This is a genomic window from Ramlibacter sp. (assembly GCF_028291745.1).
Lineage (GTDB): Bacteria > Pseudomonadota > Gammaproteobacteria > Burkholderiales > Burkholderiaceae_C > Ramlibacter.
Window position 1 is genome coordinate 83,274 of the sequence record NZ_JAQGNQ010000066.1, and the last position, 19,500, is coordinate 102,773.

Consider the following 19,500-nt stretch of genomic DNA (forward strand, 5'->3'; position numbering starts at 1 on the left):
TCCCGCAGAGGAGACGCCACGCTCCAGGGCAAGACCGCGCTCCAGGTAAGTCCGTGGCTGTGCGAAGGTCTTCTTGAATTGCTTGCGCAAGAGCAGCGGCTGGCCATCGCGCATCGCCTACTCCCCGAGCGCCAAGTCATACGGGTGCGTCATCTCGAAGCGGTCGTCCGCCAGGTCGTAGTCCCAGCGCTCCACCTTGCAGATCCGCGGCGCGCCCGCAGCCGGCGCCGTCCACCGGATCACGTTGAGTGAATTGGGCGTGTTGTGCCGCACGCGAAGCGACAACGCGGTGCCAGCCTGCACGCAATACATGGTCCGGCCCGTGCCCTTCACGCGCGCGCACGCGTCGCTCACGTAGGGCAGGTGGATGTGGCCGCCGAGCACCAGGTCCGCGCCGGCCTGCGACCAGGCCTGCACCGCCGCGTCGGCGCCATGCAGGCGATCTTTCTCGTCCTCCGGCCGCATCACGCAGACCGGCTGGTGCGTGACCACCACGCGCAGCTGATCGCGCCGCGCGCCCTGCAGGCGCCGCGCGACGCGCTCGATCTGCCGCGGCGAGACTTCGCCGTCCTTGTGGCGCTCGGGCCGGGTGGTGTTGACGCCGATCACCAGGACGTCCGCGAACTCCAGCTCCGGCTCCAGGTTGCGCCCGAACACCCGGGCGTAACCCGCATAGGGCGCGAACAGGCGCGCGGCCACGTTGTACAGGGGGATGTCGTGATTGCCCGGCAGCGTGAGCAGGCGCTCGACCTGCAGGCCGTCGCAAAAGATCCGCGCCGCGTCGAACTGCGCGGCGCGCGCGCGCTGCGTGATGTCGCCACTGAGGATCACCGCGTCGGGCTGCTCCGCGTGGGCCAGCTTGCGGGCGGCGGCGACCACCGCCTCCTGCTCGGTGCCGAAATGGGTATCGGACAGGTGCAGCAGGACCGTCATCGGGCAGGCAGGCGCAGTGCGGGCGTGGGCATGCGCGGCAGCTTAGCGGCAGCGCCGACACGGCCGTGTCGGACTGCAGCCCTCAGTGCAGCTGGACCGACCCGGAGACGGTGACCACGACGCTCGCCTTGCCCGGCTCCACCGGCACGGCGGCCTCGGGCGCCGCAGCGGAGGCCACGGCCATGCGCATGCGCGGCATGAAGCCCGGCTCGTTGGCGTTCACGGCCACCTCGCGCAGCGTGTAGCCGCCAAAGCCGAAGCCGCGGGCCAGTTCGTTGGCCTTGCTCTTGAAGCGCTCGATGGCCATGGACTGCGCCTCGCCCTCGACGCGCGCGTGCTGCTCGCGACTGAGGCCGAAGCTCACGCCGCCGAGCGTCATGGTCTGCACGCGGCCCGCAGCCTGCGTGATGCGCGCGAAGTCGCGCCCCTCGAGCACGAGCTCGGCAGAGCCGCTCCAGCCGGTGATGTGGCCGTCGCGGTTGCGCCGTGGATACAGGGCGAAGTTACCGGTGCGCACATCGAGCTGGCCGGCCTGCGCGGTCTTGCGCACTTCGCTCAGCGCGGCATCGAGTGCGGTCTTCAGCTGCGACTGCACCGTGCCCGGGTCGCTGCCGTCGCGCGCCGTGGTGAGGGTCATGGTCAGCAGGTCCTGCTGAACCTCGACGGTGCCGCTGGCCTGCAGCTGAAGCACGTTCTGCGGCGGCGGCAGCGTCTGGCCAAAGGCGGTGGTGGCGGCAAGCAGGCACGCGGCGAGAAGGGTCGTTCTGGTCATGGCTGAGTCTGGATCCTGGGTGGCTGAGGGCGCAACCCTAGCGCATGACCTGTGCAACGCCCGTGCATCAGCTACGTCCACCAGGACACTTGTCAAGGAGGCACAGCTGGGGCAACATTTGTAACGCGGTGAAAAACCACCGCCCAAACCGGGAATCGCGCTGGACCGGCTTCAGAATCGGCGCAGTTACAAATAGGCTTCTGGAGAACCATGACGCAAGCTGCAGCACGGACCGACAAGATTCTGGTGGTGGACGACGACGCGCGTATTCGCGACCTGCTGCGCCGCTATCTCACCCAGGAGGGCTTCGAAGTCATCCTGGCCGAGGACGGCAAGGCCCTCAACCGCCTGATGCTGCGGGAAACCGCGGACCTGATCGTGCTCGATCTGATGATGCCCGGCGAAGACGGCCTGTCGATCTGCCGCCGCCTGCGGGCGGCCAACGACCGCACCCCGATCATCATGCTGACCGCCAAGGGCGAGGACGTCGACCGCATCGTCGGCCTCGAGGTCGGCGCCGACGACTACCTGGGCAAGCCCTTCAATCCGCGCGAGCTGCTGGCTCGCGTGCACGCCGTGCTGCGCCGTCGCCCGGCCCAGGAGGCACCGGGTGCGCCCTCTTCCGACAACGAGGTGGTGAACTTCGGCCCGTTTGCCTTCGACCTGGGCGCCCGCACCCTGCGCAAGAACGGCGAGGAACTGCCGCTGACCACCGGCGAATTCGCCATGCTCAAGGCCCTGGTGCGCCATCCGCGCCAGCCGCTGTCGCGCGAGAAGCTGGCGCAGCTGGCCCGCGGCCGCGAGTTCGAGCCCTTCGACCGCAGCCTGGACGTGCAGGTCTCGCGCCTGCGCAAGCTGATCGAGGCCGACCCGGCTTCGCCCCGCTATATCCAGACCGTCTGGGGGGTCGGTTACGTCTTCGTGCCGGACGGCGCGGGTTGATGGCCGGCAGCGGCGCCGCCGGGATGGAAAATCGCACGGTGCCGCTCCGCAAGGATGAATGACAAAGCTGGCGGCAGCGCCCAGAATGCGCCGATGAGCAGGACCTTTTCTTCCTTCCTCGTCACCCGGCGCGCTTCATGATCCGTGCCGTGATGACCAACGTCGAAGCCACCAGCCCCGCCCCGCTGGAAACCGCACCGGCTCCGCTCGAGATGCGGCCGCGGGTGGGGCTGTCGCTGTTCTGGCGCACCTTCTTCCTGCTGTCGCTGCTGCTGATAGGCTCCATCGTCGCCTGGCTGCAGACCTTCCGCGCGCTGGAATTCGAGCCGCGGGCGGTGCAGACGGCGCAGCAGATCGCCTCGCTGGTGAACCTGAGCCGCGCCGCGCTGGTCCATGCGGATCCGATCGCGCGCGTGTCGCTGATCAAGACCCTGGCCGACCAGGAGGGCGTGCGCATCCTGCCGCGCGAGCCGGGGGACAAGTACGCGACGCTGACCGGCAGCGCGATGGACAGGCGCATCGTCGACGAGCTGGTCGGGCGCCTGGGCAGCGGCACCGTCATGGCCAGCAGCGTCAACAAGGAAGAAGGCCTGTGGATCGGCTTCAAGATCGACCGGGACGACTACTGGATGCTGATGGACCGCACCCGGTTCTCGCAGGTGGGCGGCAAGACCTGGCTGGTGTGGCTGATCACGGCGGCGGCGCTGTCGCTGGCCGGCGCGGCGGTCATTGCGCGGCTGATCAATCGGCCGCTGAAGCAGCTGTCGTTTGCGGCCAGTCGCGTGCGCGACGGCGACTTCGATGCGAGCCGTCTGGACGAGAAGGCGGTGACCAGCGAGATCCGCGAGGTGAACATCGGCTTCAACCGCATGGCCCAGCAGCTCGCCAAGATCGAACAGGACCGCGCCGTGATGCTGGCCGGCATCTCGCATGACTTGCGCACGCCGCTGGCGCGCCTGCGCCTGGAGACCGAGATGAGCGTGGTCGATGCCGATGCGCGCGAGCACATGGCCGCCGACATCGACCAGCTCGATGCGATCATCGACAAGTTCCTCGACTACGCGCGGCCGGACCACGCGGAGCTCAAGCCCGTGGTGCTGAACGACGTGATCGAGGCCTGCATGTACGCGATCGAGGACCACGGCGACATCCGCGTGAACCTCGACATGCCCAAGAACATCCAGGTGCTGGCGGACGAGGTCGAACTCGCGCGCGTCGTCTCCAACCTGCTGGAAAACGCGCGCCGCTACGGCAAGACGCCGGAGACCGGCATCGCGGTGGTGGACATCGCTGCTCGCGCACGCAACGAATGGGTGCTGCTGAAGGTGCGCGACCACGGCATGGGCGTGTCACCCGAAGCGCTGCCGAACCTGGTCAAGCCCTTCTTCCGCGGCGATGCAGCCCGCACGGCAGCGACCGGCGCGGGCCTGGGCCTGGCGATCGTCGACAAGACGGTACAGCGCATGGGCGGGATCTTCGCGCTGGCCAACACCAGCTCGGGCGGCCTGGCGGCGCACATCAAGCTGCAGCGCCCCCGCATGATGCCGCCGGTGCCGGGGGGCAATGGCGATGCGGCGCGGCGCGAGCGCAGTGCGCCGAAGGAAGCGACGGCGTAGCGGCCGGCACTTTGAACGCAGAAGTCGCGGAAGTACGCAGAAGACGCAGAAGGACAACCTTCAAAAGGTTTTTTCTGCGATTTCTGCGTACTTTCTGCGCCTTCTGCGTTCAAGATTTCTTGAGCCTGCAGGGCCTAACCAGCGCCCACCAGTAGCACCACCGCCCGCGCCTCGATGCTCTGACCCTCACCCACCGGACCGAGCTTTTCGGCGGTCTTGGCTTTGACGTTGACCTGGCCCGCAGCGACGCCCAGCGCCTCACTGATGCGCGAACGCATTGCCTCGATGTGAGGCGCCAGCTTCGGTGCCTGCGCGATCACGGTGCTGTCGACGTTGGCGATTTCCCAGCCGCCCTCGCGCACGCGCCGCGCCGCCTCCTGCAGCAGCACGATCGAATCGGCGCCGCGAAAGCGTTCGTCGGTGTCGGGGAAGTGGCGGCCGATGTCGCCCAGCCCCGCCGCGCCGAACAGCGCATCGGTGATCGCATGCAGCAAGGCATCCGCGTCGGAATGTCCCAGCAAGCCGCGCTCGTACGGCACCTGCACGCCGCCCAGCATCAGGCGGCGGCCCGGCACCAGCGCGTGCGTGTCCCAGCCCTCGCCGATGCGCAAGCGCGGGGCGAGCGGCATCAGCGCCGGCCGCGCAGCACGGCCTCGGCCATGGCGAAGTCCTCGGGGTAGGTGACCTTGAAGTTGTGGCCGCCGGCTTCCACCAGCAGCGGCTTCAGGCCCAGGGCCTCGATGGCGCTCGATTCGTCGGTGATGCCGTCGCCCGCCGCTTCCAGCGCCTGGCGCAGCAGGCCCAGGCGGAACATCTGCGGCGTCTGCGCCTGCCACTTGTCACCGCGGTCGACGGTGCCGGCGACGCGGCCGGCCTCGCCGATCTTCAGCGTGTCGGCCAGCGGATAGGCCAGCAGCCCGCCCACTTCGTCCTCGCTGCAACGGTCGATCAAGCGATCGACCAGTTGCGGCGTGATGAGGCAGCGGGCGGCGTCGTGCACCAGCACCCAGTCGCTGTCGACGGCGCCGGCGCGGCGCAGTTCGCGCAGGCCGTTGGCCACGCTGGCGGCACGGGTGGTGCCGCCGCAGGGCACGACCAGCGCGGAGGTGGTGGGATTGCGCTCGAAAAAGCCGTCGCCGGGGGCTACCACCACCAGCGTGCGCGCGATGCGCTTGACGCCGGCAAAGGCAGACAAGGTGTGCCAGACCATCGGCTGGCCACCGACACGTTCGTATTGCTTCGGGCCCGAGGTGCCGGCGCGGCTGCCATTGCCGGCGCAGGGAATCAGGGCGAAATAGCGGGGGGTGGGGGCGCTGTCGTTCATGTCCTTCGCATTCATTCTATTCACCCTAAAATGCTTTCACACCCCGCGCAGAATGCAAGCGGGGTGTTTTGCATTTTCACCCCCGTTTCTCCCTCGATGGATCTACCCAAGCTCATCCCCGGTCGTCGCATGGCCGTGCCACGGCCCGCCGGCTCGGCCGACGCACTGCTGTTGGCCCGGCTCGCGCAAAAGGAACTCCAGCACGGCAAGCTCACCGCCATCGTCACGGCCGATGCCAACGACGCGCAGCGCCTGCAGGACGAGATCGCCTTCTTTGCGCCGCAGTTGCGCCTGGCCCTGTTCCCCGACTGGGAAACGCTGCCCTACGACACCTTCTCGCCGCACCAGGACCTGATCAGCGAGCGGCTCGCGACGCTCTGGCGCATCCTGCAGCGCGAGGCCGACGTGGTGCTGGTGCCGGCCAGCACGGCGCTCTATCGCCTGGCGCCGCCCGCCTTCCTGGCCGGCTACACCTTCCACTTTCGCGTCCAGCAGAAGCTGGACGAGGCCAAACTCAAGGGGCAGCTGACGCTGGCCGGCTACAACCACGTGACGCAGGTGGTCAGCCCCGGCGAATACGCGGTGCGCGGCGGCCTGATCGACCTGTTCCCCATGGGCTCGCCGGTGCCGTACCGGGTCGACCTGTTCGACGACGAGGTGGATTCGATCCGCACCTTCGACCCCGACACGCAGCGCAGCCTGTATCCGGTGCCGGAGGTGCGGCTGCTCCCCGGCCGCGAGTTCCCGATGGACGACGAGGCGCGCGCGCGCTTTCGCAGCCGCTGGCGCGAACTGCTGGAAGGCGACCCGACCAAGAGCCGCATCTACAAGGACATGGGCAACGGCGTCGCCACCGCCGGCATCGAGTACTACCTGCCGCTGTTCTTCGAAGAGACCGCGACCGTGTTCGACTATCTCGGCGAGCAGTCGACCGTGGTGCTGCACGGGGAGCTGGAGCCGGCATTCCAGCGCTTCTGGCAGGACACGCGCGACCGCTATCGCCTGGTGCAAGGCGATCCCGAGCGGCCGGTGCTGCCGCCGGAGGCGCTGTTCCTGAACACGGAGCAGTTCTACACGCGCGCCAATGCGCATGCGCAGCTGGCGCTGCGCAGCCCCCGCCCTCTCCCGCCAGCGGGAGAGGGAGCAAGTCAGGGCTCCGCACCTCCTCTCCCGCTGCCGGGAGAAGGGTCTGCACTCCCTCTCCCGCTGGCGGGAGAGGGTTGGGGTGAGGGCGTCTTCCAGCGCCTGCCCGACCTGTCGGTGGTGCGCGGCGCCGAGGATCCGCTCGCGCGCTTCAAGCAGCATGCGCAAAGCACGCCCAACCAGGTGCTGGTGCTGGCCGAGAGCGCGGGCCGGCGCGAGAGCCTGCTCGATTTCCTGCGCGCGAGCCACCTGAACCTGCCGGCGTTCGAGTCGCTGGCCGAGTTCATGGCCAGCGACGAGAAGCTGGGCATCGCGACCGCGGCGCTGGCCAGCGGCTTCGCCTGGGTCGAGGAAGCGATCGACCTCGTCACCGAAACCGAGCTGTTCGCGACGACGGCCACCGTGCGGCGCCGCAAGAAGCAGGAACAGGTCAGCGACGTCGAGGCGCTGATCAAGGACCTCTCCGAGCTGAACATCGGCGACCCGGTCGTGCACGCCCAGCACGGCATCGGCCGCTACAAGGGCCTGGTCAACCTCGACCTCGGCCAGGGGAGCACCGAGTTCCTGCACCTCGAATACGCGGGCGACGCGACGCTCTACGTCCCCGTCAGCCAGCTGCACCTGATCAGCCGCTACACCGGCGTCGGCGCCGAGGAAGCGCCGCTGCACAAGCTGGGCTCCGGGCAGTGGGAGAAGGCCAGGCGCAAGGCCGCCGAACAGGTGCGCGACACCGCGGCCGAACTGCTCAATCTCTATGCGCGGCGCGCCGCCCGCCAGGGGCATGCCTTCCGCTTCTCGGCGCAGGACTACGAGCAGTTCGCCAACGACTTCGGCTTCGAGGAGACGGCGGACCAGAAAGCCGCGATCCACGCGGTGATCCAGGACATGGTGTCGCCGCATCCCATGGACCGCCTGGTGTGCGGCGACGTCGGCTTCGGCAAGACCGAGGTCGCCCTGCGCGGCGCCTTCGTCGCCGTCACGGGCGGCACGCAGGTCGCCTTCCTCGCGCCGACGACGCTGCTCGCGGAGCAGCACTACCAGACGCTGGTCGATCGCTTCTCGAAGTGGCCGGTGAAGGTGGCGGAGATGAGCCGCTTCCGCTCCACCAAGGAGATCAACGCGGCGCTCAAGGGGCTGGAAGACGGCAGCATCGACATCGTGGTGGGCACGCACAAGCTGCTGTCGCAGTCGACGAAGTTCAAGAACCTGGGCCTCTTGATCATCGACGAGGAGCACCGCTTCGGCGTGCGCCACAAGGAGGCCGTCAAGGCCCTGCGGGCGGAGGTCGACGTGCTCACGCTCACCGCGACGCCGATCCCGCGCACGCTGGGCATGGCGCTCGAGGGACTGCGGGATCTGTCGGTGATCGCGACCGCGCCGCAGCGGCGGCTGGCGATCAAGACCTTCGTGCGCAACGAGGGCAGTGGCGTCATCCGCGAGGCGGTTCTGCGCGAGTTGAAGCGCGGCGGCCAGGTCTATTTCCTGCACAACGAGGTGGACACGATCCAGAACCGGCGCGAAGCGCTGGAGCGCCTGGTGCCGGAGGCGCGCATCGCGGTGGCCCACGGCCAGATGCCCGAGCGCGACCTCGAACGCGTGATGCGGGAGTTCGTCCAGCAGCGCCACAACGTGCTGCTCTGCTCCACCATCATCGAGACCGGCATCGACGTGCCGACCGCCAACACCATCGTGATCGCGCGCGCCGACAAGTTCGGCCTGGCGCAATTGCACCAGCTGCGCGGGCGCGTCGGCCGCAGCCACCACCAGGCCTATGCCTACCTGATGGTGCCCGACATCGAGGGCCTGACCAAGCAGGCGGCGCAGCGGCTCGATGCCATCCAGCAGATGGAGGAACTGGGCTCGGGCTTCTACCTGGCGATGCACGACCTGGAGATCCGCGGCGCCGGCGAGGTGCTGGGCGAGAACCAGAGCGGCAACATGCTGGAGGTCGGCTTCCAGTTGTACAACGAGATGCTGTCCGAGGCCGTGCGCTCGCTCAAGGCGGGCCACGAGCCGGACCTGCTCTCACCCCTGTCGGTGACCACCGAGATCAACCTGCATGCGCCGGCACTGCTGCCCGACGACTACTGCGGCGACGTGCACCTGCGGCTCTCGTTCTACAAGAAGCTCGCGACCGCGCGCAACGTCGACCAGATCGACCGGCTGCTCGAGGAGATCGTCGACCGCTTCGGCAAGCTGCCGCCACAAGGGCAGACGCTGATCGACGTGCACCGGCTGCGCGTGCTGGCGCGGCCCTATGGCGTGGTGAAGGTCGATGCGGCGCCGACCGTCATCAACATCACGTTCAAGGCCAACCCGCCGATCGAGCCGCTGGCCATCATCCAGCTGGTGCAGAAGAACAAGCACATCAAGCTGGCGGGCAATGACAAGCTGCGCATCGAGAAGTCGCTGGTCGACGTGAAGGAGCGGGCGCAGATGGTGCGCGACGTGCTGCGGGCGCTGGGGCAGCCGAAGGTGGCGGAGACGGCGTAGGGCCGTCCCTGGGCGTGGGCGTTCCGCCTGAATGCCTACTTGCTCGGAGTTCGATGCTGCTCATGCCCCGCCATGGCGTCCTTGCCGTGGTCGGAGAGCTGGGCGTCGAACCACCGGTTCTCCAGGGGTGACGCACGTGCGTGCGCGCAAGACGCCGATTCTGTGCAGGATCGTGGGCGGCCCCTGTGATCCCGATCAAAGATCCTATGCCGACGGTTCACCTAATGCGCGAAGCCGTGCATCCCCGCGTATTGCTGCATCTGCTGCGGCGTCAGCAAGGCCTGTTCGGCCACGTGCGTTCGCAGGTGCGACGCGCGGATGCGTGCCTGGAGCTGGCCGATCTGCCCGGTGAGGCGGTCCACTTCGGAAGCTTCGGCGTGCTGGTCGCGGAAAGCCACATCGAGCTGCCGCTCGGCATCCACGAGCTCGGCTCCGAGCTTGCGCACTTGCGACTTGTGGCGCGTCATCAGCTCGCGCGTGGCCGCCGCCTGCTCCGGCGTGAGCTTCAGCGTCTGCGCCATCTCCAGCACCATCATCGGTGCCGGGTAGCCATTGAGTTCGGCGGCGCGCGCCATTCCCATGTTCTCGCCTTCGATCCAGCCGCGCTGCTCCTGCGGGGACAGGGCCTTGATTTCGCGCGCCGGCGGCGCGTAGTTCGGCGCGACCGGCGCCGTCGCCGGACCGCCCGCCCCGTGTTCGTGGTCGTGGGCAAACGCCGTGGACAGCACCAGCAAGGCGGCGGCAAGGACGATGGGGGACTTCATGCGGTGCTCCTCGGGTCATGACGGGCCGGGCCGCAGCGCGCCCAGCTCCAGGCAGCTTCAATCAATAAGCGTGCCTGCCCTCTTGCCCGCAGAACGCGGCGCAAGCCGCGGTCCGCGGGGATTATTCCCCGACGCGGGGGACCCGTCCCCCACGCTCCCCCACGTTCGCCCGCGCGATCACTGACCGGGAATCGGGTCCTTGGGCTTGGGCACCAGGATCTGCACCTTGAAGCGGTCCTTCAGGATCTCGTAATAGGCCATGCTCTCGGCGGTCGACCACGCACGCGTGTACTGCCCGACCTCCTGCCGCAGTTGCTCGAGCTTCGGCGTCTCGCGGGCCAGCACCTTGTTCACTTTCACCACGGCGTAGCCGTCGGCGCCGAGGTCCACGCCCACCAGTGCCGGCAGCTTCGCGGGGTCGGCGCGCAGCGCCGCTTCGACGATCTGGCGCGGCTGGGCGGCGTCGCCGCCTTGCCGGCCGAGGATCACGGGCGCCGCCGGCAGTTGCGCAGTGGCGGGCGCGGCCTTCCACTGCGCCAGCTGGGCCTGACCATCCTTCTTCGCCAGTTCGGCGGCCTTGCTGGCCACCACGCGCTCGCTCACCTGCGCCTTCACTTCCTCGAAGGGACGCGTGCGCGTCGGCGCGTACTGCGTGACGCGACCGGCGGCCAGCTGGTTCGCGCCAATTTCCACCGCTGCGGTGTTGCGCTTGCGCTCGGTGGCGTCGGGCGCGAACAGCGCGCTCAGGAACTTGGCATTGGCCAGGGCACCGGTGGCGCCGGCGACCGGCGTGCGCGTCACGCCCTTGGCCGTGCGGATCTCCAGCTTGAGCTTGTCGGCCACCGGCTTGAGCGAATCGGACTGCTCGTAGACGGTGTTCGTGAAGGTCTCGGCCGCTTCGGCAAATTTCTTCTGCGCCTGCTGCTTCTTCACCTCGGCCTCGAGCTCCGGCTTCATCTCCTCGAAGGTGCGCTGCTTGGGCTGCTTGAGGTCCGTGAGCTTGATGATGTGGTAGCCGAACTCGGTCTCGACGAGGCCGCTGATGTCGCCCTTGTTCTTCAGCGCGAACGCCGCGTCCTCGAAGGGCTTGGTCATGGCGCCGCGGGCAAAGAAGTCGAGGTCGCCGCCGTTGACCGCGGAACCCGGGTCCTGCGAGTTCTTCTTGGCGACTTCGGCGAAGCTGTCCGGATTCTTCCTCACCTCGGCCAGCAGTTCTTCCGCCCTGGCCTTTGCCTTGGCCTTGTCGGCGGCCGAGGCGGTCTTGGGCACGGCGATCAGGATGTGGCTGGCCCGGCGTTCTTCGGGGCCGCTGATGCGGGTCGCGTTCTGGTCGTAGTAGGTCTTGAGGTCCGCCTCGTTGACCGTGATGCCCTTTTGCACGGCGGCGAGGTCGAGCACCACGTAGTCGATGCTGGCCTGCTCCGGCGACTGGAACAGCGCCGCATTGGCCTTGTAGAACTCCTGCAGTTCGGCGTCGGTGGGCGTCACCTTGGCCTTGTAGTCGGCCGTGCTGAAGCGCGCGACCTGCGCCTCGCGCCGCTCGAAGAAGCTGGAGAGTGCGACGTTGGCGGCGGCGGCCGGCGAGAACGCCGATTGCGCCACGCCGCCGAGCACCTGGCGGGTGGCGAGGTCGCCGCGCACCTGGTTCTCGAACATCTCGGGCGTCAGGCCGCGCGCGGCCAGCAGGTCCCGGTAGCGGGCCATGTCGAGCTTGCCGTCCGGGCCGCGCAGCGCGGTGATCATCTCGTTGGACTGCAGTTCGCGGGCGACGCGCTGGTCGCCGACCAGCAGGTTCGAGTCGTTCACGGCCGCGGCCATGACACGCGCGCGCACCAGGCTTTCCAGGGACGCATAGTGGGCGCCCGGCGAGTCGAGCAGCTTGGCATCGACGTTGGGCATGCGTTCGCGGATGCGATCGACTTCCCGCTTGTGGGCGTCGTCCCAGTCCTGCTGGGTGATCTCGTGGCCATCCACCTTCGCGACCGTGTCTCCCCTCTCGCGCATGCGGTTGTAGCCTTGCAGACCGAACAGCACGAAGGAGGGCACGATCAGAAGGAACAGCAGGAACTGCATCACCTTCGTGTGCTTGCGGACGAAATCAAACATGCGCGACTCTTTAAAAGAACAATAAGGCGAACCCCGTTCGCCTTATTCGTTGGTGGGTGCTGACGGGTTCGAACCGCCGACCTACGCCTTGTAAGGGCGCCGCTCTACCAGCTGAGCTAAGCACCCCACCGGAAGAATCCGTTTCAGTTCAGCGCATCCTTGAGCGCCTTGCCGGGACGGAACTTGGGCACCTTGGCAGCCTTGATCTTAATCTGTGCGCCGGTCCGTGGATTGCGACCGGCCCGCGCCGCCCTTTTTCCGACCGCAAAAGTGCCGAAGCCCACGAGCGAGACCGAGCCGCCTTTCTTCAGCGTCGTCTTCACCGCCCCGATCATCGATTCCAGTGCCCGGGTGGCGGCGGCCTTGGAGATGTCGGCATGCTTGGCGATGTGCTCGATCAGTTCGGTCTTGTTCACAGGGGGCCCTCGTGCGGAATCGTTTGTGGAATGCGGTCTCGTCAAAAATATGTCTCCCGTTCCCGCGGCACGACGGGCGCCGTGCGCGGGAAGGGGAGACAGTGCGCGGCCTTGCAGCCAGCGATTCGATTAGAGAGCACGGCTGAGCCGGGTGTCAATATGACATGCGGCAATACAACACGCCCGCTGCCATTGCGGCAGCGGTTGGCCGCCCGAAGGCGGTGCCTAGAGCGCTTCGACGATCGCCTTGCCGACGTCGGTGGTGCTGGCCTTGCCGCCGATGTCGCCCGTGCGCGGTGCGCCCGACTTGGGATCGAGCACGGTCTCGATCGCCTTCAGGATCGCGTCGTGCGCCTCCTTGTGGCCGAGGAACTCCAGCATCATCGCGCCGCACCAGATCTGGCCGATGGGGTTGGCGATGTTCTTGCCGTAGATGTCGGGCGCGGAGCCGTGCACCGGCTCGAACAGCGAGGGAAACTTGCCGTCGGGATTGAGGTTGGCGCTGGGCGCAATGCCGATCGTGCCGGTGCACGCCGGGCCCAGGTCGGACAGGATGTCGCCAAAGAGATTGCTGGCCACCACCACGTCGAAGAAGTCCGGGCGCTGCACGAAGTGCGCGGTGAGGATGTCGATGTGGAACTTGTCGGTCTTGACCTCGGGATAGTTCTTCGCCATCTCGGCGAAGCGCTCGTCCCAGTAAGGCATGGTGATGGCGATGCCGTTCGACTTGGTCGCGCTGGTCAGGTGCTTCTTCGGGCGCGACTTGGCCAGCTCGAAGGCGAACTTCTGCACGCGGTCCACGCCGACGCGGGACATGATCGTCTCCTGCATCACGATCTCGCGCTCGGTGCCGGGGTACATGCGGCCACCGACGGAGGAGTACTCGCCCTCGGTGTTCTCGCGCACGATGTACATGTCGATCTCGCCGGGCTGCCGCGGGCTGCCGTCCCTGCGCACGACCGGGGCGATGATGCCGGGCATCAGGCGCGCGGGCCGCAGGTTGACGTACTGGTCGAACTCGCGGCGGAACAGCAGCAGCGAACCCCACAGCGACACGTGGTCGGGGATCTTCTCGGGCCAGCCGACGGCGCCGAAGAACAGCGCGTCATGCGAGCCGACCTGCTCCTTCCAGTCGTCCGGCATCATCTTGCCGTGCTTCTCGTAGTAGTCCCAGCTTGCGAAGTCGAATTCGTCGAACGCCAGGTCGATGCCGAACTTGCGGGCGGCGGCGTCCACCACGCGCATGCCTTCGGGCATGACTTCCTTGCCGATCCCGTCGCCCGGGATGACGGCGATTCTTTTCTTGCTCACGGTTTGCTCCTTAGGAAGTTGCGGGCCTCTGCCAGAAGAAGCGCGGGCGCTTCTTCGGCGATGTAGTGGCCGCAGGGGAGACTGCGGCCGGAGAAGTCGGATGCGACGGCGCGCCACAGCGCCGGCACGTCGAAGTTGCGGCCGACGGCGCCATGCTCGCCCCACAGCACGCACAGGGGCTGGGTGAGCTTGCGCTGCGCGTCGACGTCCACCTGGTCATGCTGCAGGTCGATCCCGGCACTGGCGCGGTAGTCGGCGCAGATCGACTGCGCGGTGCCGGCAATGGCGATGCAGCGCTCGTACTCGGCCAGCGCTTCGGGCGCGAAGGCGTCGAGGCCGGCATGGCGCGCGCCCATCACGCTGCGGACGTAGCGCCGCGGATCGGAATCGATCAGGGCCTCGGGCAGCGCCGTCGGCTGGATCAGGAAGAACCAGTGCCAGTAGGCGCGCGCAAAGGCCTCGGTGGTGTTGCGGTACATGGCCAGCGTGGGCGCGATGTCCAGCAACATCATGCGTTCCACGGCATCGGCGTGGTCGAGGGCGAGGCGATGCGCCACGCGCGCGCCGCGGTCGTGGGCCAGCACCTGGAAGCGCTGGTGGCCCAGCGCGCGCATGGCGTGCAGCGCGTCCAGCGCCATCTCGCGCTTGCTGTAGGCGGCGGACTGCGCGCCCGCCGACGGCCGGCCCGAGTCGCCGTAGCCGCGCAGATCCAGCAGCACGACCTCGAACTGCTGCGCCAGTTGCGGCGCGACCCGATGCCACATCGCGTGCGTCTGCGGGTGACCGTGCAGCAGCAGCAGGGGCGCGCCCTGCCCCGCCCGGCGCAGGTTGAGGGTCACGCCAGCGCGGTCGAGGCGCAGGGATTCGAAGCCGGCAAGCATGGGCGCGATTCTGGACCGGCGTGCACCTCGCGGCAAGCAATAATCCGGCAAGTAATTCTTTCCATTAGAGCAACAATGAACGCGCACCTGGACCGCCCCGACCTCGAGCTGCTGCTGGCGATCCGCGAGCATGGCAGCCTGGCGGGCGCGGCGTCGGCGGCCGCTGTCGTGCCGTCGGTGATCACCAAGCGGCTGGCGGCGCTGGAGGCGCGGCTCGGACTCAAGCTGTTCCAGCGCACCACGCGCCGCGTCGTGCCCACTGCCGAAGGGGAGGCGCTGTGCGAGCGGGCCATAGTCCTGCTGGCCGGCTTTCGCCAGCTGGAGGCGGAGCTGCAGGAGCGGCACAAGGAGCCGGTGGGGCGTATTCGGCTGGCCGCGACCTTCGGTTTCGGGCGCCTGTGGCTCGGGCCGGCCATCGCGCAATTCCAGGAGCGCCATCCGCAGCTCGATGTGCAGTTGCAGCTGGTGGAGCAGCTGCCCGACCTGGCGGTGGAAGGCTTCGATGGCGCGGTGTGGCTGTGGACGGTGCGCGGCCAGCGTGCCACCGAATGGACCGCCCGGCGGCTCGCCCGCAACCAGCGCGTGCTGGTGGCCGCGCCCGCGTACCTGCGCCGGCGCGGCACGCCCGGCACGATCGAGGAACTGGCCGCACACGACTGCCTGGTGGTGCGCGAGAACGAGCAGTTCGACGTCTGGCGCCTGCAGCGCGAACGGGATCGCGGCGAGGTGCGCGTGCGCGTGGGCGGACCGCTTTCGAGCAACTCGGGCGAGCTGGTGCGCGATTGGTGCCTGGCCGGCCACGGCATCATGCTGCGCAGCCTGTGGGACATCGCTGGCGCGCTGGCGGCCGGCGAGCTGCTGCGCGTGCTGCCGGCCTACGCCATGACCGATGCCGACATCCACTGGCTGGCGCCGCACACCGCCAGCACGCCCAAGCGCATCCGGCTGCTGGTGGATTTCCTGGCGGAGCGCTTTCGCGGCGAGCCGTGGAAGATCACGAACGGGGCGCCCGCACGACCAGGCTCACGCCCACCGCGGTAAGCGCCATGCCGGCGACGATCCATGCGGTGATCGGCTCGCCGAACAGCACCCAGGCCATCAGCGCGGTGGTGGGCGGCACCAGGTACATCAGGCTGGTGACGGTGGTGGCCGCGCCGCGCTGGATCAGGAGGTACAGCAGCGAGCTGCCGCCCAGCGTCAGGCCCAGCACCGACCAGGCGACCGCCCCCACCAGTTCGCGATTGACCGCGCCCGAAGGCAGCAGCCAGCGCATCGGCTCCGCTTCCAGCAAGGCAAGCGGCATGGTGGCTGCGAACGCCGCGGCCAGTTGCACGAGGTTGGCGGTGCGCACGTCGCACGGGCCGAGGAAGCGCTTCTGGTACAGCGTGCCGGCGGTGATCGACAGCAGCGCCACCATCGCGCAGGCGAAATTGCCGGCATTCACCTCGCCCTGCCCGAGCTTCTGCCCCACCACCAGCAGCAGGCCCGCGAGGCCGAGCGCCAGGCCGCCCCACTGGCGCGGCGCCACGCGACCGCCTTGCAGCGAGATCCACACTGCCGTCAGCACCGGCTGCAGGCCCACCAGCAGGGCCGCGAGCCCGGCGCCCATGCCACCCTTGACGGCCGCCCAGACGCCCCCGAGATAGCCGCCGTGCATCAGGATGCCGGTGACCGCAAGATGGGCGAACTGGCGGCGCTCCGTGGGCCAGCGGGCGCCGGCCAGCAGCGCCCAGGCGAAGAACGCGATCACCGACAGCAGATAGCGCACGCACAGAAAGGTCATGGGCGGCGCATGCGGCATGCCGTAGCGCGCGACGACGAAGCCGGTGCTCCAGATCACGACGAAGACGGCGGGCATGGCCCGCACCAGCGGGTCGACCCGCCCGCCGACCGTGGCGCTCATTGCACGCGCCTGCGGATTTCGGGCAGCGCCTTTTGCAGGTAGTAGATCATCGACCAGACGGTCAGGATGGCCGAGAGCCAGATCAGCCAGGTGCCCCAGACCAAGGTGTCGACGAAGTCGAAGAGGTGGCCGTCGAACAGCAGGAAGGGGATGGCGATCATCTGCACGGTCGTCTTGATCTTCCCGAGCATGTGCACCGCGACGCTCTTGGAGGCGCCGATCTGCGCCATCCATTCACGCAGCGCGGAGATCGCGATCTCGCGGCCGATGATGATCAGGGCCACGAAGACGTCGGCGCGCTTGAGGTGTACCAGCACCAGCAGCGAGGCGCAGACCAGGAACTTGTCGGCCACCGGATCGAGGAAGGCGCCGAAGGAGGAAGTCTGGTTCAGCTTGCGCGCCAGAAAGCCGTCGAGCCAGTCGGTGGCGGCGAAGACGATGAACATCACGGTGGCCACCAGGTTTTGCAGCCGCGGCTCCAATCCCATGTAGAACACCCCCACCAGCAGCGGGATGGCGACGATGCGCGTCCAGGTCAGGAGCGTCGGGACCGTGAGGAACATGGAGCGATTGTGCATGAGGGCGGCGTCACCGACCGGGCGCTGCCGAATGCGGACATCCAGGACGCAGAAGTTGCGCAGAAGACGCAGAACAGAATTTCAAATGGAATCCTTCGGCGTTTTCCGCGAATTTCCGCGCCTTCTGCCTTGTGGAAGTCCGGTTCAATGCAGCGCCCGGTAAATCTCCTCCGCCAGCTCGCGCGAGATGCCTTCGACATTCGCGATGTCCTCCACGCTGGCGGCGGCCACGCCGCGCACGCCGCCGAAGCGTTGCAGCAGGCGCGCCCTCTTCTTCGCGCCGACGCCGGGGATTTCCTCCAGCTGGCTGCCGCCCACGCGCACGCGGGCACGGCGCGCGCGCATGCCGGTGATGGCGAAGCGGTGCGCTTCGTCGCGGATCTGCGCCACCAGCATCAAGGCCGCCGATTCGCGCCCGAGAAACACCTTCTCGCGCCCGTCGGCGAACACCAGTTCCTCCAGGCCCACCTTGCGGCCCTCGCCCTTCTCGACGCCGACGATCACCGACAGATCCAGCCCCAGCTCCGCGAACACCTCGCGCGCCATGCTCACCTGCCCGCGGCCGCCGTCGACCAGCACCAGGTCCGGCAGGCGCAAGGCGCTGCCGCCGCCGCCCGGCTTGGCGCGCTTGGGCTCGTCGGTCGGCGAGGCTTCCGCGGCTACGGCGACGCCAATTTCGGCGTCGCCGGCCGCAATGACCTCCGCCGCCGTGGCCAGCACGACGTCTTCCCTGCCCTGCGCCTCCAGGCCAGCGGCCTCTATCATCACTTCGGGCGCCTCGCCGCCCAGCTCGTTCTCGGCGCTCTCCGGCTCCTGCGCGGGAGTGGCATCGGGTGTGTCGCGGCCGGCCTGCGCCAGCCTCGCATAGCGGCGGGTCAGCACCTGGCGCATGGCCGCATAGTCGTCGCCCGGCGTGATGCCCTCGATGTTGTAGCGGCGGTATTCGCGGTTGTGCATCTGGTGGTGGTGGAACACCACGCACGATGCCTGGGTCGCCTCGCCCGCGGTGTGCGAGATGTCGAAGCATTCGACGCGGAAGGTGTCCAGGTTGTCGGGCGCCAGGTCCAGCGCGTCGACCAGCGCCCGGGTGCGGGCCTGCTGCGAGCCCTCTTCCGCGAGCAGCCGCGCGAGCTGCAGTTGCGCGTTCTTCTCCGCCATCTCCAGCCACAGCCGCCGCTGGCCGCGCGGATTGTGGACGGCGGTAATGCGCGCGCCGGCCTGGCTGCCCAGGGCCTCGATCAGTTCCGGGTCGACCGGATGGCTGGTGATCAGCGCCGAAGGCACCGGCACGCCGATGTAGTGCTGCGCGACAAAGGCCTCCAGCACCTGGACCTCCACGCTCTGCGTGCCCACTGCGTCGGCGGCATCGTCGAACTCCTGCACCGCCGCCGCGTCCTCGATGTGGCTCGGGAAATAGGCGCGGTCGCCGAGGTGGCGACCGCCCCGCACCATCGCCAGGTTGACGCAGGCCTTGCCGCCCTGCACCTGCACGACGAGGATGTCGACGTCCTTGTCGGAGGCCGTTTCCACCGATTGCTGGTGCAGCACCTTGGAGAGCGCGCCCATCTGGTTGCGCAGTTCCGCGGCCTGCTCGAACTCCAGCTTCTGGGCGTGCGCCAGCATGCGCGATTCCAGCGACTGCATCACGGCCTGGGCGTCGCCCCGCAGGAAGGACTCGGCGTGCAGCACGTCCTGGTGGTAGTCCTCGGGCGAGACCAGGTTCACGCAGGGCCCGGTGCAGCGCTTGATCTGGTACAGCAGGCAGGGCCGCGTGCGGTTGGCGAACACGGTGTCTTCGCAGGTGCGCAGGCGAAACACCTTCTGCAGCAGCTGGATCGATTCCTTGACGGCCCAGGCACTTGGATAAGGGCCGAAGTAGCGGTGCTTGCGGTCCACCGCGCCCCGGTAGTAGGCGACGCGGGGGAACACCGCGGCCGAGGGCGCGCCGCCGCCCCCCGCCATGAAGCCCTGCTTGTCGGCCACGCCCGTGATCTTGAGATAGGGATAGCTCTTGTCGTCGCGGAACAGGATGTTGTAGCGCGGCGCCAGCGTCTTGATCAGGTTGTTTTCCAGCAGCAGCGCCTCGGCCTCGGAGCGCACCACGGTGGTCTCGAGCTTCACGATCTTGCCGACCATGTGGCCGATGCGCGTGCCGCCGTGGTTCTTCTGGAAATAGGTGGAGACGCGCTTCTTGAGATTGCGCGCCTTGCCGACGTACAGGACCGTGCCTTGGTCGTCGTAGTAGCGGTAGACGCCGGGCAGCGAGGGCAGCGCCGCAACCTGCGCGAGCAGTTCTTCCGAGTGCATGTCGCCTATTA

16 protein-coding genes and 1 tRNA gene are annotated in these 19,500 nt (G+C 68.3%); 4 read left to right on the forward strand and 13 right to left on the reverse strand.

Annotated features, from left to right (window positions below; all coding sequences use genetic code 11):
- Positions 1–117: 117 nt before the first annotated feature.
- Positions 118–933 (reverse strand): metallophosphoesterase, encoded by an 816-nt coding sequence (locus tag JWP60_RS11895; protein WP_299791064.1) that lies wholly within the window; start codon positions 931–933, stop codon positions 118–120.
- 82 nt (positions 934–1,015) lie between these two features.
- On the reverse strand, positions 1,016–1,705 hold the full coding sequence (locus JWP60_RS11900) for an SIMPL domain-containing protein (protein WP_299791067.1): 690 nt from the start codon (positions 1,703–1,705) through the stop codon (positions 1,016–1,018).
- A 210-nt stretch (positions 1,706–1,915) separates the two neighbouring features.
- Between JWP60_RS11900 and ompR the strand changes: the two genes are divergently transcribed.
- Both ompR and JWP60_RS11910 read left to right on the forward strand, forming a co-directional pair.
- Positions 1,916–2,647: a two-component system response regulator OmpR gene (gene ompR, locus JWP60_RS11905; RefSeq protein WP_201169719.1), complete on the forward strand. Its 732-nt coding sequence runs from the start codon at positions 1,916–1,918 to the stop codon at positions 2,645–2,647.
- A 137-nt stretch (positions 2,648–2,784) separates the two neighbouring features.
- Positions 2,785–4,263 carry a sensor histidine kinase gene (locus JWP60_RS11910; RefSeq protein WP_299791080.1) on the forward strand — a complete coding sequence of 493 codons (1,479 nt, stop codon included), beginning with the start codon at positions 2,785–2,787 and terminating at the stop codon, positions 4,261–4,263.
- Between the two features lie 134 nt (positions 4,264–4,397).
- Here the strand turns inward: JWP60_RS11910 and ispF are convergent, their stop codons facing one another.
- Both ispF and ispD read right to left on the reverse strand, forming a co-directional pair.
- Entirely contained in the window at positions 4,398–4,892 is a 495-nt protein-coding gene (ispF, locus tag JWP60_RS11915) for a 2-C-methyl-D-erythritol 2,4-cyclodiphosphate synthase (RefSeq protein WP_299791083.1), read from the reverse strand.
- Positions 4,892–5,587 (reverse strand): 2-C-methyl-D-erythritol 4-phosphate cytidylyltransferase, encoded by a 696-nt coding sequence (gene ispD, locus JWP60_RS11920; protein ID WP_299791086.1) that lies wholly within the window; start codon positions 5,585–5,587, stop codon positions 4,892–4,894. The genes ispF and ispD overlap by 1 nt, the downstream gene beginning before the upstream one ends.
- 96 nt (positions 5,588–5,683) lie before the next feature.
- Between ispD and mfd the strand changes: the two genes are divergently transcribed.
- On the forward strand, positions 5,684–9,223 hold the full coding sequence (gene mfd, locus JWP60_RS11925; RefSeq protein ID WP_299791089.1) for a transcription-repair coupling factor: 3,540 nt from the start codon (positions 5,684–5,686) through the stop codon (positions 9,221–9,223).
- 221 nt (positions 9,224–9,444) lie between these two features.
- On the opposite strand, the gene JWP60_RS11930 is transcribed toward mfd, so the two are convergent.
- The 6 genes from JWP60_RS11930 to JWP60_RS11955 all read right to left on the reverse strand — a co-directional run bounded on the left by JWP60_RS11930 (position 9,445) and on the right by JWP60_RS11955 (position 14,701).
- Complete coding sequence (locus JWP60_RS11930; RefSeq protein WP_299791092.1) at positions 9,445–9,987, reverse strand: hypothetical protein; 543 nt, start codon at positions 9,985–9,987, stop codon at positions 9,445–9,447.
- Positions 9,988–10,164: 177 nt separating this feature from the next.
- Entirely contained in the window at positions 10,165–12,093 is a 1,929-nt protein-coding gene (locus JWP60_RS11935) for a SurA N-terminal domain-containing protein (protein ID WP_299791095.1), read from the reverse strand.
- A 50-nt stretch (positions 12,094–12,143) separates the two neighbouring features.
- Positions 12,144–12,219, reverse strand: a tRNA-Val gene (locus tag JWP60_RS11940).
- A gap of 17 nt (positions 12,220–12,236) precedes the next feature.
- Positions 12,237–12,509, reverse strand: a complete 273-nt coding sequence (locus tag JWP60_RS11945; RefSeq protein WP_299791098.1) for an HU family DNA-binding protein — start codon at positions 12,507–12,509, stop codon at positions 12,237–12,239.
- A 225-nt stretch (positions 12,510–12,734) separates the two neighbouring features.
- A complete protein-coding gene (locus JWP60_RS11950; protein ID WP_299791101.1) occupies positions 12,735–13,820 on the reverse strand; it encodes a tartrate dehydrogenase in 1,086 nt (361 codons plus the stop codon).
- The gene (locus tag JWP60_RS11955) at positions 13,817–14,701 is read right to left on the reverse strand and encodes an alpha/beta hydrolase (protein WP_299791104.1); all 885 of its coding nucleotides are present in this window, start codon (positions 14,699–14,701) and stop codon (positions 13,817–13,819) included. The genes JWP60_RS11950 and JWP60_RS11955 overlap by 4 nt, the downstream gene beginning before the upstream one ends.
- A gap of 75 nt (positions 14,702–14,776) precedes the next feature.
- Between JWP60_RS11955 and JWP60_RS11960 the strand changes: the two genes are divergently transcribed.
- A complete protein-coding gene (locus JWP60_RS11960) occupies positions 14,777–15,742 on the forward strand; it encodes a LysR substrate-binding domain-containing protein (RefSeq protein ID WP_299791107.1) in 966 nt (321 codons plus the stop codon).
- On the opposite strand, the gene JWP60_RS11965 is transcribed toward JWP60_RS11960, so the two are convergent.
- The 3 genes from JWP60_RS11965 to uvrC form a co-directional block, all read right to left on the reverse strand.
- On the reverse strand, positions 15,696–16,604 hold the full coding sequence (locus tag JWP60_RS11965; RefSeq protein ID WP_299791110.1) for a DMT family transporter: 909 nt from the start codon (positions 16,602–16,604) through the stop codon (positions 15,696–15,698). The two genes, JWP60_RS11960 and JWP60_RS11965, sit on opposite strands and share 47 nt — an antisense overlap.
- Entirely contained in the window at positions 16,601–17,167 is a 567-nt protein-coding gene (gene pgsA / locus JWP60_RS11970) for a CDP-diacylglycerol--glycerol-3-phosphate 3-phosphatidyltransferase (protein ID WP_299791113.1), read from the reverse strand. Before pgsA ends, JWP60_RS11965 begins: the two co-directional genes overlap by 4 nt.
- 159 nt (positions 17,168–17,326) lie before the next feature.
- Complete coding sequence (uvrC, locus tag JWP60_RS11975) at positions 17,327–19,498, reverse strand: excinuclease ABC subunit UvrC (RefSeq protein ID WP_299791215.1); 2,172 nt, start codon at positions 19,496–19,498, stop codon at positions 17,327–17,329.
- Positions 19,499–19,500 lie beyond the last annotated feature (2 nt).

Coding starts and splice junctions, on each gene's coding strand:
- JWP60_RS11895 (WP_299791064.1), bottom strand. CDS start 933: ATGACGGTCCTGCTGCACCTGTCCGATACCCATTTCGGCACCGAGCAG.
- JWP60_RS11900 (WP_299791067.1), bottom strand. CDS start 1,705: ATGACCAGAACGACCCTTCTCGCCGCGTGCCTGCTTGCCGCCACCACC.
- ompR (WP_201169719.1), top strand. CDS start 1,916: ATGACGCAAGCTGCAGCACGGACCGACAAGATTCTGGTGGTGGACGAC.
- JWP60_RS11910 (WP_299791080.1), top strand. CDS start 2,785: ATGATCCGTGCCGTGATGACCAACGTCGAAGCCACCAGCCCCGCCCCG.
- ispF (WP_299791083.1), bottom strand. CDS start 4,892: ATGCCGCTCGCCCCGCGCTTGCGCATCGGCGAGGGCTGGGACACGCAC.
- ispD (WP_299791086.1), bottom strand. CDS start 5,587: ATGAACGACAGCGCCCCCACCCCCCGCTATTTCGCCCTGATTCCCTGC.
- mfd (WP_299791089.1), top strand. CDS start 5,684: ATGGATCTACCCAAGCTCATCCCCGGTCGTCGCATGGCCGTGCCACGG.
- JWP60_RS11930 (WP_299791092.1), bottom strand. CDS start 9,987: ATGAAGTCCCCCATCGTCCTTGCCGCCGCCTTGCTGGTGCTGTCCACG.
- JWP60_RS11935 (WP_299791095.1), bottom strand. CDS start 12,093: ATGTTTGATTTCGTCCGCAAGCACACGAAGGTGATGCAGTTCCTGCTG.
- JWP60_RS11955 (WP_299791104.1), bottom strand. CDS start 14,701: ATGCTTGCCGGCTTCGAATCCCTGCGCCTCGACCGCGCTGGCGTGACC.
- JWP60_RS11960 (WP_299791107.1), top strand. CDS start 14,777: ATGAACGCGCACCTGGACCGCCCCGACCTCGAGCTGCTGCTGGCGATC.
- JWP60_RS11965 (WP_299791110.1), bottom strand. CDS start 16,604: ATGAGCGCCACGGTCGGCGGGCGGGTCGACCCGCTGGTGCGGGCCATG.
- pgsA (WP_299791113.1), bottom strand. CDS start 17,167: ATGTTCCTCACGGTCCCGACGCTCCTGACCTGGACGCGCATCGTCGCC.